This window comes from Maribacter chungangensis, assembly GCF_042676845.1.
Classification (GTDB): Bacteria; Bacteroidota; Bacteroidia; order Flavobacteriales; family Flavobacteriaceae; genus Maribacter; species Maribacter chungangensis.
This window is the reverse complement of sequence record NZ_JBHTHY010000022.1, coordinates 110,339-125,230: the sequence shown is the minus strand read 5'-3', so window position 1 is coordinate 125,230 and position 14,892 is coordinate 110,339. Positions and strand designations below refer to the sequence as shown.

Sequence of the window (14,892 nt, the reverse complement as noted above, 5' to 3'; positions counted from 1 at the left end):
AAATAACATCCATAGTTCACCATGAAAAACGCTGTAAATATTATCTCAATTTATACATTATTGATTTTTGGAACTTCCTGTAACCAAGTCGCTCCGCCAGCACATGTTGGCCCCTTACCATCAGAGCGACAATTGGCCTGGCAAGAACTGGAATATTATGCGTTCATCCATTTTAACATGAATACGTTTACCAATATGGAATGGGGTACCGGAGGTGAAACACCGGCGCAGTTCAACCCTAGCGAACTGGATGTAAGGCAATGGGCCAAAGTGATAAAAGATGCAGGAATGAGAGGGGTAATTATCACCGCCAAACATCATGACGGATTTTGCCTGTGGCCGACCAAAACCACGGAGCATTCCGTTAAAAATTCGCCATGGAAAGATGGTAATGGAGATGTCTTAAAGGATTTATCGGAGGCCTGTGCGGAGTTGGGGTTAAAATTTGGCGTGTACCTATCTCCTTGGGACCGTAATGCCGCCAATTATGGGACACCGGAATATGTGGCCGATTTTCATGAGCAGCTAAGGGAATTGCTCACAGAATACGGAGAAGTATTTGAAGTCTGGTTCGATGGTGCCAATGGTGGTTCGGGCTATTATGGCGGTGCCAATGAAACGCGGAAAATTGATAGTAAAACCTATTACCAATGGGACAAGGTTACGGAAATAGTACGTGAACTACAGCCCAATGCGGTTATTTTTAGTGACGGCGGGCCGGATGTTCGTTGGGTAGGAACTGAGGAGGGATTTGCCAATGAGACCAATTGGAGCATCATGCGGCGCGATGAGATCTATCCGGGTTGGCCTAGGTATGTGGAGCTTCGTTCCGGACATGAGGACGGTACGCATTGGTTACCGGCAGAGGTAAATACCTCCATACGACCCGGCTGGTATTACCATCCCGGAGAAGACCATCAAGTAAAATCCCTTACGCGTTTGGTAGACACCTATTACGAATCCGTTGGTAGAAACGGAACTTTCCTGTTAAACCTACCTGTGGATACCAGGGGTTTGGTACACGAAACGGACGCGCGGCAATTGATGCGCCTTAAACGGCAGATCGATGCCGACTTCGCAAAAGAATTCGCTGGCGGTGCCAGGGTTTCGGCGACGAATATGCGGGGGAATAACGCGTTGTACGAAGCACAAAACGCTGTCGATGGGGACAGCGAAACCTATTGGGCTACGGATGAAGGTGTCACAGCCGCATCCCTTACGGTCAGTTTTACCGAACCTGCAGAAATTAATCGCGTTCTTGTACAGGAATATATTCCGTTGGGGCAACGGATCAAACAGTTTTCCATAACGGCCAAAATAGGGGGGTCCTGGGTTCCTATAGTTACGCAGACCACTGTAGGCTATAAACGGATACTTCGCTTTAAGACCGTAAAAGTAACAGCACTACGCCTGGATATTATGGACGCCAAAGGACCCCCGCTTATTTGCAACTTGGAAATCTATCGTGCACCGAATTTAGTGGTACAGCCCACTATTACGAGAAACAGGGAGGGTGCGGTGAGTATATCGGTTCCGGAAACGGCGGTTGCCGTGCACTATACCTTGGATGGAAGTATGCCCACTAAGGATTCCCAAATATTTGAAGGTCCTTTTATGGTGACCGCTCCAACGACGGTAAAAGCCATTGCTTATGACCCTGAAAGTGAAACGGCGAGTGAACCCATAATCCGCCGTTCGGATATTCCCAAGGCAGCTTGGAAGGCGATGGCCGTAAGTTCCGGAACTATGGAGACTATTGAGAATGTTATGGACGAAGACCCGAACACGGTTTGGGCAACGGACAATAAAATCGCCCGCTCACAAGAAATCAGTATAGATTTGGGCGAAATGTACACGCTTCACGGTTTTACGTACTGGCCAAATCAAGAACGCTATCCCTATGGTATCGTAACCGATTATGTCTTTTATGTGAGCAATGACGGGCTGCAATGGCGTATGGTGGCGGAGGGAGAATTTTCAAATGTGGTGAACAGCAGATTGGAACAGGAAGTCCTATTTACAACGACCAAAGCAAGGTACATCAAACTAAAAGCCGTAAAAACCGATGGTGATGACCCACGGGCCTCTTTTGCCGAGATCGGGGTCCTTACGAAGGGGTAATCAGATTAAGGTCTAATTTTTTAATAAAATAGCTAAAGATGATTTTCGCTCTAGACTTAAGGGGCTACGTCGCTAGGTTTTGATTACGGAAATAAAAATGCCCTAAGAATTTAGGGCATTAAATGGCAAATTACGACGGTATTTAATGGAGTATTTACCTACTAATTTAATAATCTAATTGCTGCTTTTTCATCGCCCTACGATAGTTCATGGCAACGGCATCGAACTTTAAATGCAACTCTTCCGTAAAATCAAAAGGCACCTGTTCCGGGCGTTGCGACTCTACAATGCGCTTATCCTGATCAAAGATGACCTGTTCAAAATCCTGGAGTACGGTATCCGGTTCGTCTAAATTATAGTTACGTCCAATGATGCAATACCCGCGGCATTTATTGTGCGAGATCGGTTGCGAAACAAAAAAGTAGACCATACCTTTTTCTCCGCCCCATCCCAATCGCAGTACTATAGTGTAGGGAAGGTGAAGTTCATAGCGACTGCGGCGTTCCGGTTTAACCACTTCTTCATTGGCAAAAATGGGGAAATCATCCGTATTCGCCGCCTCTGGCCGTACTACGGAATAATGTAATACGGAATCTTTTACGGTTACTTTACATTCAGGAACTTTAGGTCTTTCCGGATCACCTAAAAGACCCGGATGCACCCAAGGAAAATGACCAAAATCCGTAAAATTTTCCACTTGTCTGGAGCTATCGCTTTTCCAGTCAAAAGGGCCTGTATTAACAAGTTTCCAATCGTTGTTTTGGTATTCCGGAATATCGGGTAGTTCATAAACGGGATCCTTTAGGGCCACCCAGACCAGTCCAAATTTCTCTTGGCAGTGATAGGTCGGGGTTTTTGCCTTTGCCGGAATTTCTGCCTCGGGCGCTTGTGGAATCAGAACACAATCCCCTTTTTTGTCGAACTGCCAAGCGTGGTACGGACATACGAGGCAATCGTCCTTAATCCAACCTAAGGATAATGCCGTTCCCCGGTGAATACAGACATCACGCATGGCGTGTGGTTTTCCATCCTTGGTGCGATAAACGACTATGGCCTCATCCAAAAGAAAGGTTCCATAAGGTTCGTCCGACTTTATTTCATGGCTGTAGCCAACAGGATGCCAACAGCCAAACAGTTTTTCGGGATAAATTTTGTGTGTTTTTTCCATTAGAATAAAATTTACATGAACAATTGTTCATGTAAATATATACATTTGTAAATAATTAACAGTTTATTCCCTAGTATTAAAACTGGTTGGTGCTAACTTTGATTGTATGATCAAGGAAACCAAAAGAGCTCGATTTTTTTCTAAAACCCTAGTTTTGATTCATGAAAAGGGGTTTAAGGCTACTACAATGCGAGATATTGCTCAGAACCTTCAATTTGAGGTGGCCAATGTCTATAACTATATCGATTCAAAACAGTCCTTTTTGGAGGAGGCCCTTTTTGGGATACAAAAAGAATTTCTAAACGCTATGGATGTAACTGTTGATTCAGGTCTTGATGCGCCGGAAAAATTGGAGCAACTTATCAGTTCCTATATCCATATTACTTCAAAAAGGCCTTATGAACAGGCCTTGCTTGTTAACGAGTGGCGAAACCTGAAGGGAACCAAGTTGCAAGAGTTTGTGGCAAATAGAAAGGATTACGAACGCAAATTCGAAGCCATAATCACACAGGGTATCCATACGGGATATTTTAAGGAGATGGAGCCGGAAATAGCGACACAGACAATCCTTGCTACATTACGTTGGTCCTATAGTAGATTTTTGGACCGCAAACCAGTAACCAATCCCTTGTTTATGCAGAAACAGTTAATTAATTTCGTCTCACATGGTATTGTACATAAGTAATAGGCAGCCTTGGCTATTTTAAAAAGTTCGATTCCTTTTCCTTATATTAGCCTTATGCTCTCTAAAAAAACCAAATACGGACTCAAAGCGCTTTCTTTTCTTGGAGCACAGAAAGATAAAAAACCCGTGCAGATTTCCGAGATAGCGGAGCGGGAGAACATATCCCAAAAATTTTTGGAAAGCATCTTGCTCTCCCTTAGGAAAACCGGATTTTTAGGTTCTAAAAAGGGAAAAGGTGGTGGTTATTATCTGCTTAAAAATCCTGAAGAGATTTTAATGACGGACGTAATGCGGGTGCTAGAAGGTCCAATTTCCATGGTACCCTGCGTGAGTCTAAACTTCTATGAAAAATGTGATGACTGCCCAACGGAGAGCGAATGTTCCGTGCACAAGCTAATGCTTAAGGTACGGGACGCAAATTTGGCGGTATACCGGAACAACACCCTGGCCGACCTACTGGCGTAAGTAGGTCTTTTGGCCATATAACCAACCTACCGCACTCTATGTACGCAATTCAATTTTAAACATTTTTTAGGGTCCTGATTAACTTTTAAAATCCAGTCTTGTATTTCTGGGTATTGCTTCCGTTTGCATCCGTTTTAGGAGTCACGAACATATTGGGTAAACAAAGGGATGCGCAATAGGGTGGCCAGGTTATAGTGGTGTGTACAGCCATGAACTTGGATAGAGACCAATAAGGAGGTACGTTGGCACCTCCACTATCCTTTTTTTATTACTCAATCTATAGTGATTTGTTTTATAGCACTGAACTTCTTGTGATATCCTCATTTCTAAAGTTTAAAATCCATTAATATATTAAATCTATAGGTTAAATATAAATTTATCGAAATTTTGTGGTTGTCGATAAAAATTAAATGCTATTTTTGTTATCCTATTAAATTAGTAGGGTATTAAAAGTGACACAAAAAGTATGATTGTAGATCAACTAGTTCTTGATAGAAATGGCGCCAAAAGTAAGTATAGGTCCGACAAAAAATCCGAGCGTCCCATTCGCAGTGTGGCCAAGGCGGTGAGTTGGCGCATTATTGGTACATTGGATACCTTGTTGATTTCCTATTTGCTAACTGGTGAGGTAGTCGTTGCGGCATCGATAGCGTCTATAGATTTCGTAACAAAGATGTTCTTGTACTTTTTTCACGAGCGGATATGGAACAAAGTCAATTGGGGCAAATAAATAAATAGTATGGAATTCACACAAGAACAAATAGACCGGCTAAATGTTCAGTTTAAGGGAATACCTCCGGTAGAGATTATATCTTGGGCGGTAGAACAGGCAAGCCATGCCATAGTGACCACAAATTTTAGACCCTATGAAGTTGCAATTTTACATGCCGTATCTCAAGTGAAGGCAGATATACCTGTAGTTTGGTGTGATACCGGATACAATACGCCCAACACGTATAGACATGCCGAGGAGCTCACTAATTGTTTAGGCTTGAATATACAGCTATACACGCCCAAACAAACAACTGCTCACCGAGATGCAATAATGGGGATACCGCAGATAGATGACGATAGACATGCACTCTTCACGGAACAGGTGAAACTGGAGCCGTTTAGAAGGGCCATGGCCGCACACAAACCGGATATTTGGTTCACAAACCTTAGAAAAGGACAGACCGCCCACCGTGATAGCCTAAATTTATTGAGCCTGAGCAAAGACGGTGTTTTAAAAGTTAGTCCGTTCTATCATTGGAGCGACACCCAGTTGGATGCCTATCTAAAAGAAAGAAATCTTCCCAACGAACATACTTATTTTGACCCCACCAAAGTGCTGGAAAATAGGGAATGTGGATTGCATACGTGATTTAGATTAGTTTGCAGCGAGTTGGGAGAGAAAGGAAAGTTGGTAGAAAAAAGATGAAGTACTAAAAAAGAAAATCAAGAGGGATATCAAGATTTTGAACGCTGTAGTGCCGCGAACAGGCTTTACACTTGAAATTGTAGAACTATGAATAAACATAAAGATTTGAACTTGGGTCTAACACTTGAGCTAGAGCCAGAAGTAAAAGCCAAGGAGGACACTTCGGGAATAAGTGCTTTGGAAAATGAAGCCATCTATATCTTTCGAGAGGTTGCGGCACAGTTTGAAAACCCGGTTTTGTTGTTTTCTGGAGGTAAGGATTCCATTACCTTGGTACGGTTGGCGCAAAAAGCCTTTTGGCCGGCTAAAATCCCGTTTCCGTTGATGCACATCGATACAGGGCATAATTTTCCCGAAACCATAGCTTTTCGCGATAAACTAGTGGCCGAACTAGGATTGGAACTGATCATTAGAAATGTACAGGATTCCATTGATCAGGGAAAGGTGAAAGAGGAATCGGGACGCTATTCTAGCCGAAACGCGCTACAGACCACAACCTTGCTGGACGCCATTGAAGAATTTAAGTTCGATGCCTGTATCGGTGGAGCGAGAAGGGATGAGGAAAAGGCAAGGGCCAAGGAGCGTATTTTTTCCGTTAGGGACGACTTTGGCCAGTGGGACGAAAAAAATCAGCGACCGGAGCTGTTCGATATGTTGAACGGACAAATAGAACTGGGCCAGAACGTACGGGTATTTCCTATTTCCAACTGGACAGAATTGGATGTTTGGTCTTATATCAAGCAAGAGCAAATAGACATCCCATCGATTTATTTTGCCCATAAAAGAAAAGTGTTTCTGCGTGACGGATTAATATGGTCACACTCGGATTATGTATACCAAGAAGAGGATGAGGAAGTATTGGAAAAAATGGTGCGCTTTAGAACGGTGGGAGATATGAGCTGTACGGCGGCAGTCTATTCCGAGGCAACCGATATCGATGCCGTAGTACAGGAAATAAGGGATTCAACGATTTCCGAAAGAGGCGCACGTATCGACGATAAGCGTTCCGAGGCGGCCATGGAAAAAAGAAAACAACAAGGATATTTCTAGTCAAAAGTAAACAGTATTATACTGTTGCTCAACACTGTTTACAAATTACTTTTTACTTATTACTAAATATATGGAAGTACTAAAAATAGCAACGGCGGGAAGTGTGGACGATGGTAAAAGTACCTTGATCGGCCGCTTACTTTACGATACAAAGTCGCTAACAACGGATAAGCTGGAGGCCATAGAAAAAACAAGTAGACAAAAAGGATACGATTACTTGGATTTTTCGTTGGCTACCGATGGTCTGGTTGCAGAGCGGGAACAGGGCATTACCATTGATGTGGCTCATATTTATTTTTCTACCCAGAAAAAAAGCTACATTATAGCCGATACCCCCGGACATGTGGAGTATACCCGAAACATGGTAACCGGTGCCTCTACCTCACAGGCCGCAATAATTTTGATAGATGCCAGAAAAGGAGTGATAGAACAAACGAACCGTCACTTTTTCATTAACAATCTACTTAGAATCAAAGAAGTGGTGGTGGCCATCAACAAGATGGACCTGGTCGATTTTTCCGAAGAACGCTACAATGAAATAAAAGCGGATTTTCAAAGGTTGATGGGAAAACGCGATTATGAGGAGCAGCAGATTACGTTTATTCCCGTTAGCGCCCTAAAGGGGGATAATGTGGTCAATCCTTCTAAAAATATGTTGTGGTACCGGGGCGAAACCCTGTTGGAACATTTAGAACAATTGGATTTGGCCGCAGTCTCCAACACAGGAACACCCAGATTTCCGGTACAGTATGTCATCCGGCCCAAAACCGATGCCTATCACGATTTTAGGGGGTTTGCCGGTAAGGTCTACGGTGGGGAACTAAGCGTGGGAGATGCCGTTGTGGCCCTGCCCTCACAGACCACTTCCAAGATCAAGGCCATCTATTTTCATGATAAGAAGTATAAAACGGCCTCGAGAAGGTCGTCCGTCACCATTACCTTAGAAGATGAAATCAACGTTAGCAGGGGAGATATGTTGGTCAAAGTAGGTGATGTACCAACCATAGATAAGCAATTTACCGCTACCGTCTCCTGGATGGATGCCAAAAAATTGACTACCGGTAATAAATATTTGGTACAACATGGGGTGAACAAAGTGTTGGCCATGGTAACGACCGTAGCGCATAAAATTGCGCCGGACTATTCGGGTATCGATACACAGACCGATGCCTTGGGGATGAACGATATAGGGCATGTTGGTTTTAAGTTGAACAAGCCTATTTTTTACGACAGGTTCAAGGAACATAGAACCAATGGTTCGTTTATTTTAATAGATACACAGACCAATAGTACCGTAGGTGCAGGGTTTATTGTGTAAGCCGTATGGATGTTGTTTGCCAAGTGGTTTCAAAACAGTGAAAGACTAAAATCAAGGTTGTTTAAATTCTATCAATAAGAAGTTTCTAGCAGTGCAGCGGTTATGAGTAGGTGTTGATATCACCAGTCTAGCGGAAGCTTTGGTGCAAAAGGTATATTTTGACAAGGTATTTAGTCTATTTAATCGATAGGAATACTATATTAATAATAATACTTATGTTCCCAGTAAGTGTTCCTTCCATTTAGGGAGGTTAGGAGGGGTTGTGTATGCAAAGTTTTAGAACAGAAATAGAGAATCCGGTCGTAGAGAAAGATATTTTGGAACTGGAACAGAAAATCCACCAATTCCACGATGGAAAATTGGATGAGGAAAAATTTAGAAGTTTGCGGTTGGCCCGTGGGGTATATGGGCAGCGTCAACAAGGCGTGCAAATGATTCGTATTAAATTGCCCTACGGTAAGGTTTCGTCCAAACAGTTGAAACGTATTTGCGATGTTTCCGATGAATATTCTACCGGGCGTTTGCACATTACCACCCGTCAGGATATTCAAATTCATTATGTAGATCTGAACAGGACACCGGAACTGTGGGCGAAGTTGGAAAAGGATGAGGTTACCCTAAGGGAGGCCTGCGGAAATACGGTGAGGAACGTTACCGCCAGCGAAACGGCCGGAATAGATGTGGACGAGCCCTTTGATGTCTCCCCGTATGCAGATGCCTTGTTCCGATACTTTTTAAGAAATCCCATCAGTCAGGAAATGGGTAGGAAGTTTAAGGTCTCTTTTTCTGCCAGTGATGCGGATACGGGGCTTTCCTATATGCACGATCTTGGTTTCATAGCAAAAATAAAAGATGGGGCCAAAGGGTTTAAAGTAATGTTGGGTGGTGGCTTGGGTTCGCAACCCAGACATGCCGACGTACTTTATGATTTTTTACCTACGGACAAAATAATACCCTTAATGGACGGTGTTATCCGCGTCTTTGACCGATACGGGGAACGTAAGAGCAGGGCCAAGGCAAGGTTGAAGTTTTTATTGAAGGATGTAGGACTGGACGGATTTAAACAATTATTGGAAGAAGAACAGAAGGCCGTACCCATTAGCACATTTAAGGTAGATGCCGATGCCTACCCACACGTAAACGTAGCAGATAGGAAAGCTCCCGAGGTCCAAATAAAGGATAAAAAGGCGTTTGAAAAATGGAAATCTACCAATATCGTGCCCCAAAAACAGGAGGGATTTGTGGCGATTGGCATAAAGGTGCTTTTGGGCGATTTTTATACCGATAAAGCTCGGTTGCTGGCAGATCTTGTGCAACAGTATGCCGCAGGAGAATTTCGATTATCGCTCCGGCAGAATATTTTGATACCCTATGTAAAAGAGGAGTTGCTTCCGTTTTTCTATACCGAATTAGAGACCTTGGGCTTTGTGGAAGCGGGCTATAACAAAGCTTTGGATATTACCGCTTGTCCGGGTACGGATACCTGCAATTTAGGGATTGCAAGTAGTACCGGAATCGCGGTGGCATTGGAGCGCTTGATCAAAGAGGAGTATCCGCAATATGTCTCGAACTCGGATGTCGTCATAAAAATAAGCGGCTGTATGAACGCCTGTGGGCAGCATAATATGGCCAATATAGGATTTCAAGGGATGTCTATCCGAACCAAGGACAAATTGGTAGCCCCTGCGCTGCAAGTGTTGTTGGGTGGTGGAAACATTGGCAATGGCGAAGGACTTTTTGCCGATAAAGTGGTAAAGGTACCCAGTAAGCGCGGTCCGCAGGCACTTAGGTTGATCTTAGACGACTATGATACAAATGGCAACGGACTGTCCTACACCGATTATTACAGGCAAAAAGGGCAGATGTATTTTTATGACTTCCTAAAACCCTTAACGGATATAGAAAACCTTGTCCAAGATGACTTTATAGATTGGGGAAATTCCGAGCGGTACGAAAAGGCCATAGGGGTAGGGGAATGCGCGGGCGTAGTAATCGATTTGATAGCTACCCTGCTGTTCGAGAGCGAGGAAAAAATTCAAAAAGCGGAAGAAGCTTTAACCGAGGGGAAATGGGCGGCAAGTATTTACCATGCCTATTCCAGTATGGTAAATTCCGCAAAAGCTTTGCTGACCGCAGAAAAGACCAAGACCAATACCCATAATAGTATCATTGCCGATTTTGATGATAAGTTTGTGGATACAGGTCGGTTTTCCTTACCGGATGGGTTTGCTGCCCTTGTGCTCCAATTAAATAAAAATGAACCTTCGGAAGCATTTGCAAAACACTATTTAAGCGATGCAAACTCATTTTTGAAGCAAGTGGAGCAATTTAGAAAATCAGAATTGGAATCGGTAACACCAAACAGCTAATGAAGAAACCAAACCAACACACAAGGAATGCCGCCCAAGAAAGCATTTTTCCCCATGTAGGGGAGCCAAAGCGAGTCGTCCGAACAGGTGTTCCACCCTTGGGGGTTAGTAGGAATGGACGGCTAACCGTGGTAGGTGCGGGCCCCGGAGACGCAGAATTGATCACGTTAAAAGCAGTGAAGGTCTTGGAAGATGCCGCCGTTGTCCTTTATGATGCTTTGGTGAATCCGGAGCTTTTGGACTATGCCCCGCAAGCAGAGAAAATTTTTGTGGGCAAACGAAAAGGCTGCTATTCGTATCAGCAGGAACAGATTAATGATTTGATCGTGAGCAGGGCCAAAACGCACGGCCATGTCGTTAGGCTTAAAGGAGGTGACCCTTTCGTTTTTGGCAGAGGAGCCGAAGAAATGGAATTTGCCGCCCAACATAGCGTACAGGTGGCCGTTGTGCCCGGTATTTCTTCTGCTCTTTCCGTTCCTGCCAGTCAACGGATACCGGTAACAAAAAGGGGGTCTTCCGAAAGTTTTTGGGTCATTACCGGTACCACAAAAGAACATAGATTATCCCAGGACATTGCCTTGGCGGCAAAATCAAACGCTACGGTCGTTATCCTTATGGGGATGTCAAAATTAAGGGAGATTACAGCGTTGTTCGTAGCGGAAGGAAAAGCTGAGCTGCCCGTTGCCATTATTCAAGAGGGTACCACGGAACGCGAAAAAATCGGAATAGGTACCATACGTACCATAGCGACCAAAGTGGGGGAACTACAGCTTACCAACCCGGCAATTATTGTAATAGGGGAGGTCGTGCACCACAGGACTCGGTTATTGGAGCTTACAAAGAAACAACATGAAGCAACTATTTTGGTCTAATGGAACGAAACAATCTTTACCCTATCTTTTTAAAGACTTCCAATCTGCATGCCCTTATTATCGGTGGGGGTAATGTGGCAGAGGAAAAACTGACCTTCTTGACCAAGTCGAGTCCAGATGCAAGGGTAACCATGGTATCGCCCATGTTCAGAAAAGCTACGGTTGATCTGGCTACGAAGTATCAGGTAGAAATGATAACCGATGTTTATAAGGATACGTATCTAAAGGGAAAACATATCGTGATCGCCACTACCGATGTTCCGGAGGTGAACGTTCAGGTATATACAGATTGTAGGGCGTTGGACAAGTTGGTGAACGTTGCGGACAACCCTCCTTATTGCGATTTTTATATGGGTGGCATCGTAACCAAGGGCAATGTTAAAATAGCGATTTCTACGAATGGAAAATCGCCTACTACCGCCAAACGTTTACGTCAGTTTTTTGAGGAGGTCATTCCGGAGGATATCAGCAAAATGGTTCAAAATCTGAACGAGTACAGAAAGACCATTAAGGGCGATTTTGAAGAAAAAGTAGATAAGATGAACCAGATCACCAGCCCTTTAGCTCCAAGATCACTTGCCCCTAAAAAGGGTATAGGAGCATTTTTTAGAAAGCGAAAGGTGAAGGAAGTATAGGAATCAAGAGAGCGTTCCTATCCGTTTTGGTAGGAAAACGGCACGGGGATACATCCCTGGTCAAAGAGAAAAAAATCTTAAATGCATTCTCGGCTTTCGCTGGAATGAAAGTAAAATTAACCATATATGATAAAAACGGATATATTGATTATTGGGGCCGGGCCAACAGGCTTGTTCACCGTATTTGAAGCGGGATTATTAAAATTAAAATGTCATTTGATAGATGCCTTACCTCAGCCTGGAGGGCAATGTTCTGAAATTTATCCTAAGAAACCTATATATGACATTCCGGCTTTTCCAGAAATCCTAGCCGGGGATCTGGTAGGTAATCTTATGGCCCAAATAAAACCTTTTGAGCCGGGATTTACCTTGGGGGAACGGGCGGAGACCTTAGATAGGCAGGAAGATGGTTCGTATGTGGTTACAACAAACAAGGGAACCGAGCATCACGCACCCGTAGTTGTCATAGCGGGAGGTTTGGGTTCTTTTGAACCCCGTAAACCGCCTATTGATACTATTGCCGATTTTGAAGATGTCGGTGTAAGCTACATGGTCAAAGATCCCGAGGTATACCGCAATAAGAAAGTGCTGATAGCGGGCGGTGGCGACTCTGCCTTGGATTGGGCCATTTTCTTGGCCAATGTTGCAGCTGAGGTGACCCTCGTGCACCGTAGGAACGAATTTAGAGGAGCTCTGGATTCGGTGGAAAAAGCAGCGGAATTGGCGAAATTGGGTAAAATTAAACTGGTAACGGAAGCGCAGGTTACAAAGTTGTACGGGGATGCCCATTTGGAAGCGGTGCTCATCAAACATAATGATGCCGCACTGGGGGAAACCTATCTGGAGGTGGACGATTTTATTCCCTTGTTCGGGCTGTCCCCAAAGCTGGGGCCGCTTGGTAATTGGGGTCTTGAGATTCATAAAAATGCCATCAAGGTAAATAATGCCAAGGATTATCAAACGAACCTGCCAGGGGTATTTGCTATTGGCGATGTAAACACATACGAAGGAAAGTTAAAATTGATCTTGTCGGGCTTTCATGAAGCCGCGGTCATGTGCCAGTATGCGTATCAAATTATCAATCCAGGAAAGAGATATGTGATGAAATACACAACCGTTGGTGGCGTAGAGGGTTTTGACGGCACTAAGAAAGTAGCCAAAAAAGAAGTGGTGCAGGCTATTTCTTAAACCGGCTCCCGTATACTTTTTAGCCATTGACCCCTTGGTTTAGTTTCTAGCTAAAAGGTTATGGCCCTACAATTTTATGGCAGCTACTTTAGTTTCTATAAATAGTTTGGCCACTTTGTTTTTTGGGTTAGTAATTAATGGGTTGTTCTGTAATTCGAAATAACTAACAGAACACCCCATTAACTCAACAACCATTTGCAATTTCATTACTTCATTAAAACCTATGGATTTTCAATCCATCGCGGTTTGGTATTTTTAAGGCTATTATCGATTTAAAACATATCAATAAATAGCTGGTTAAATTTGTTTAGTAACAAACTGTGCTGTTACTTTGTCGTTAGTTCATAAATAAATTGAAATCGTTATCAAGAAAGGCGGAGGGATTAGACCCTATGAAGCCTTAGCAACCCTTTGCGCCGGCCCTGTTCGGCGTCCAAGAAGGTGCTACATTCTAGCTTTATGCTGAACTTGTTTCAGTAACTTGTCGCCAATGCGAATAAAAATATAAAGCATAGATAACCACAAAGAAAGACGCTTCGTCAAAACTTTCCCTTGCTTGATACTTACAACGATATAAATACGTTAATAGCCTAGATATCGTACTATGATCAAAGAAATACTCCAAAAAAGAATTTTGGTATTAGATGGCGCCATGGGCACCATGTTGCAACGGTACAATTTTTCCGAGGAAGATTTCCGTGGAGAACGTTTTAAGGATTGGGAGCATCCTTTACAAGGAAACAATGATCTATTATCATTGACCCAGCCAAAAGCCATTGCCGAGGTGCACCGTAAGTATTTTGCCGCGGGTGCGGATATTGTAGAAACCAATACATTCTCCGGGACAACAATAGCCATGGCCGATTACTACATGGAAGAATTGGTGTACGAGCTTAATTTTGAATCTGCCCGCATCGCAAAGGAAGTGGCCAAAGAATTTACGTTAAAAGAGCCTAATAAACCGCGCTTTGTTGCCGGTAGTATTGGCCCTACAAATAAAACGGCAAGTATGTCGCCCGATGTCAACGACCCCGGTTTCAGGGCTATTTCGTTCGATGAATTGCGTATTGCCTATAAACAACAAGTCGAGGCGCTTTTGGACGGTGGTGCAGATATACTTTTGGTTGAAACTATTTTTGATACCCTGAATGCAAAAGCAGCACTATTTGCTATTGAAGAGGTAAAAGAAGAACGTTCTGTCGATGTGCCGATAATGGTGAGCGGTACTATAACGGACGCCTCGGGCAGGACGCTTTCCGGTCAAACAGCAGAGGCTTTTTTGATTTCTATTTCCCATATTCCCATATTGACCGTAGGTTTTAATTGTGCTCTGGGAGCTAGTCAACTAGTACCTCATTTAGAAGTATTGGCGAACAAAACTCCTTTCGGTGTTTCTGCACACCCCAATGCCGGACTGCCAAATGCCTTTGGGGAGTATGATGAAACTCCATCGCAAATGGCAGCACAAATTAAGGAATATGTAGAGAAAGGCTTGATCAACATTATTGGCGGCTGTTGTGGAACCACTCCGGAACATATTACTGCCATTGCAGAATTAGTAAAGCAATACGAACCAAGATCATTTACTGTTGAAATTTAAT

At 43.6% G+C, this 14,892-nt stretch carries 13 protein-coding genes and 1 riboswitch; of the genes, 12 read left to right on the top strand and 1 reads right to left on the bottom strand.

The window, feature by feature from the left end:
- Nucleotides 1-21: 21 nt before the first annotated feature.
- Nucleotides 22-2,121, top strand: a complete 2,100-nt coding sequence (locus ACFQZJ_RS17785) for an alpha-L-fucosidase (RefSeq protein WP_379936280.1) — start codon at nt 22-24, stop codon at nt 2,119-2,121.
- Nucleotides 2,122-2,287: 166 nt separating this feature from the next.
- Here ACFQZJ_RS17785 and ACFQZJ_RS17780 read toward each other — a convergent pair whose 3' ends face one another.
- Nucleotides 2,288-3,289 (bottom strand): aromatic ring-hydroxylating dioxygenase subunit alpha, encoded by a 1,002-nt coding sequence (locus ACFQZJ_RS17780; protein ID WP_379936279.1) that lies wholly within the window; start codon nt 3,287-3,289, stop codon nt 2,288-2,290.
- A 106-nt stretch (nt 3,290-3,395) separates the two neighbouring features.
- Between ACFQZJ_RS17780 and ACFQZJ_RS17775 the strand changes: the two genes are divergently transcribed.
- The 11 genes from ACFQZJ_RS17775 to ACFQZJ_RS17725 all read left to right on the top strand — a co-directional run bounded on the left by ACFQZJ_RS17775 (nt 3,396) and on the right by ACFQZJ_RS17725 (nt 14,891).
- Nucleotides 3,396-3,974 (top strand): TetR family transcriptional regulator, encoded by a 579-nt coding sequence (locus ACFQZJ_RS17775; RefSeq protein ID WP_379936278.1) that lies wholly within the window; start codon nt 3,396-3,398, stop codon nt 3,972-3,974.
- 54 nt (nt 3,975-4,028) lie between these two features.
- Nucleotides 4,029-4,439 (top strand): RrF2 family transcriptional regulator, encoded by a 411-nt coding sequence (locus ACFQZJ_RS17770; protein ID WP_379936277.1) that lies wholly within the window; start codon nt 4,029-4,031, stop codon nt 4,437-4,439.
- 466 nt (nt 4,440-4,905) lie between these two features.
- Nucleotides 4,906-5,169, top strand: coding sequence for a DUF2061 domain-containing protein (locus ACFQZJ_RS17765; RefSeq protein ID WP_379936276.1), 264 nt, complete (start codon nt 4,906-4,908; stop codon nt 5,167-5,169).
- A 9-nt stretch (nt 5,170-5,178) separates the two neighbouring features.
- Complete coding sequence (locus tag ACFQZJ_RS17760) at nt 5,179-5,802, top strand: phosphoadenosine phosphosulfate reductase domain-containing protein (RefSeq protein ID WP_379936275.1); 624 nt, start codon at nt 5,179-5,181, stop codon at nt 5,800-5,802.
- A gap of 144 nt (nt 5,803-5,946) precedes the next feature.
- The gene (gene cysD / locus ACFQZJ_RS17755) at nt 5,947-6,909 is read left to right on the top strand and encodes a sulfate adenylyltransferase subunit CysD (RefSeq protein ID WP_379936273.1); all 963 of its coding nucleotides are present in this window, start codon (nt 5,947-5,949) and stop codon (nt 6,907-6,909) included.
- Between the two features lie 70 nt (nt 6,910-6,979).
- Complete coding sequence (locus tag ACFQZJ_RS17750; RefSeq protein WP_379936272.1) at nt 6,980-8,227, top strand: sulfate adenylyltransferase subunit 1; 1,248 nt, start codon at nt 6,980-6,982, stop codon at nt 8,225-8,227.
- 266 nt (nt 8,228-8,493) lie between these two features.
- Entirely contained in the window at nt 8,494-10,596 is a 2,103-nt protein-coding gene (locus ACFQZJ_RS17745; protein ID WP_379936271.1) for a HEPN domain-containing protein, read from the top strand.
- The gene (gene cobA, locus ACFQZJ_RS17740) at nt 10,596-11,468 is read left to right on the top strand and encodes a uroporphyrinogen-III C-methyltransferase (RefSeq protein WP_379936270.1); all 873 of its coding nucleotides are present in this window, start codon (nt 10,596-10,598) and stop codon (nt 11,466-11,468) included. Before ACFQZJ_RS17745 ends, cobA begins: the two co-directional genes overlap by 1 nt.
- On the top strand, nt 11,468-12,103 hold the full coding sequence (locus ACFQZJ_RS17735; RefSeq protein WP_379936269.1) for a precorrin-2 dehydrogenase/sirohydrochlorin ferrochelatase family protein: 636 nt from the start codon (nt 11,468-11,470) through the stop codon (nt 12,101-12,103). Before cobA ends, ACFQZJ_RS17735 begins: the two co-directional genes overlap by 1 nt.
- Before the next feature lie 126 nt (nt 12,104-12,229).
- On the top strand, nt 12,230-13,291 hold the full coding sequence (locus ACFQZJ_RS17730; protein ID WP_379936267.1) for an NAD(P)/FAD-dependent oxidoreductase: 1,062 nt from the start codon (nt 12,230-12,232) through the stop codon (nt 13,289-13,291).
- A 359-nt stretch (nt 13,292-13,650) separates the two neighbouring features.
- Nucleotides 13,651-13,794, top strand: a riboswitch (SAM riboswitch).
- Between the two features lie 101 nt (nt 13,795-13,895).
- Nucleotides 13,896-14,891: a homocysteine S-methyltransferase family protein gene (locus ACFQZJ_RS17725; protein WP_379936266.1), complete on the top strand. Its 996-nt coding sequence runs from the start codon at nt 13,896-13,898 to the stop codon at nt 14,889-14,891.
- The last annotated feature ends 1 nt before the right edge of the window (nt 14,892 follow it).

Excerpts from the sequence above, each read along its gene's own strand:
- ACFQZJ_RS17785 (WP_379936280.1), top strand. The coding sequence starts at position 22 with ATGAAAAACGCTGTAAATATTATCTCAATTTATACATTATTGATTTTT.
- ACFQZJ_RS17780 (WP_379936279.1), bottom strand. The coding sequence starts at position 3,289 with ATGGAAAAAACACACAAAATTTATCCCGAAAAACTGTTTGGCTGTTGG.
- ACFQZJ_RS17775 (WP_379936278.1), top strand. The coding sequence starts at position 3,396 with ATGATCAAGGAAACCAAAAGAGCTCGATTTTTTTCTAAAACCCTAGTT.
- ACFQZJ_RS17770 (WP_379936277.1), top strand. The coding sequence starts at position 4,029 with ATGCTCTCTAAAAAAACCAAATACGGACTCAAAGCGCTTTCTTTTCTT.
- ACFQZJ_RS17765 (WP_379936276.1), top strand. The coding sequence starts at position 4,906 with ATGATTGTAGATCAACTAGTTCTTGATAGAAATGGCGCCAAAAGTAAG.
- ACFQZJ_RS17760 (WP_379936275.1), top strand. The coding sequence starts at position 5,179 with ATGGAATTCACACAAGAACAAATAGACCGGCTAAATGTTCAGTTTAAG.
- cysD (WP_379936273.1), top strand. The coding sequence starts at position 5,947 with ATGAATAAACATAAAGATTTGAACTTGGGTCTAACACTTGAGCTAGAG.
- ACFQZJ_RS17750 (WP_379936272.1), top strand. The coding sequence starts at position 6,980 with ATGGAAGTACTAAAAATAGCAACGGCGGGAAGTGTGGACGATGGTAAA.
- ACFQZJ_RS17745 (WP_379936271.1), top strand. The coding sequence starts at position 8,494 with ATGCAAAGTTTTAGAACAGAAATAGAGAATCCGGTCGTAGAGAAAGAT.
- cobA (WP_379936270.1), top strand. The coding sequence starts at position 10,596 with ATGAAGAAACCAAACCAACACACAAGGAATGCCGCCCAAGAAAGCATT.
- ACFQZJ_RS17735 (WP_379936269.1), top strand. The coding sequence starts at position 11,468 with ATGGAACGAAACAATCTTTACCCTATCTTTTTAAAGACTTCCAATCTG.
- ACFQZJ_RS17730 (WP_379936267.1), top strand. The coding sequence starts at position 12,230 with ATGATAAAAACGGATATATTGATTATTGGGGCCGGGCCAACAGGCTTG.
- ACFQZJ_RS17725 (WP_379936266.1), top strand. The coding sequence starts at position 13,896 with ATGATCAAAGAAATACTCCAAAAAAGAATTTTGGTATTAGATGGCGCC.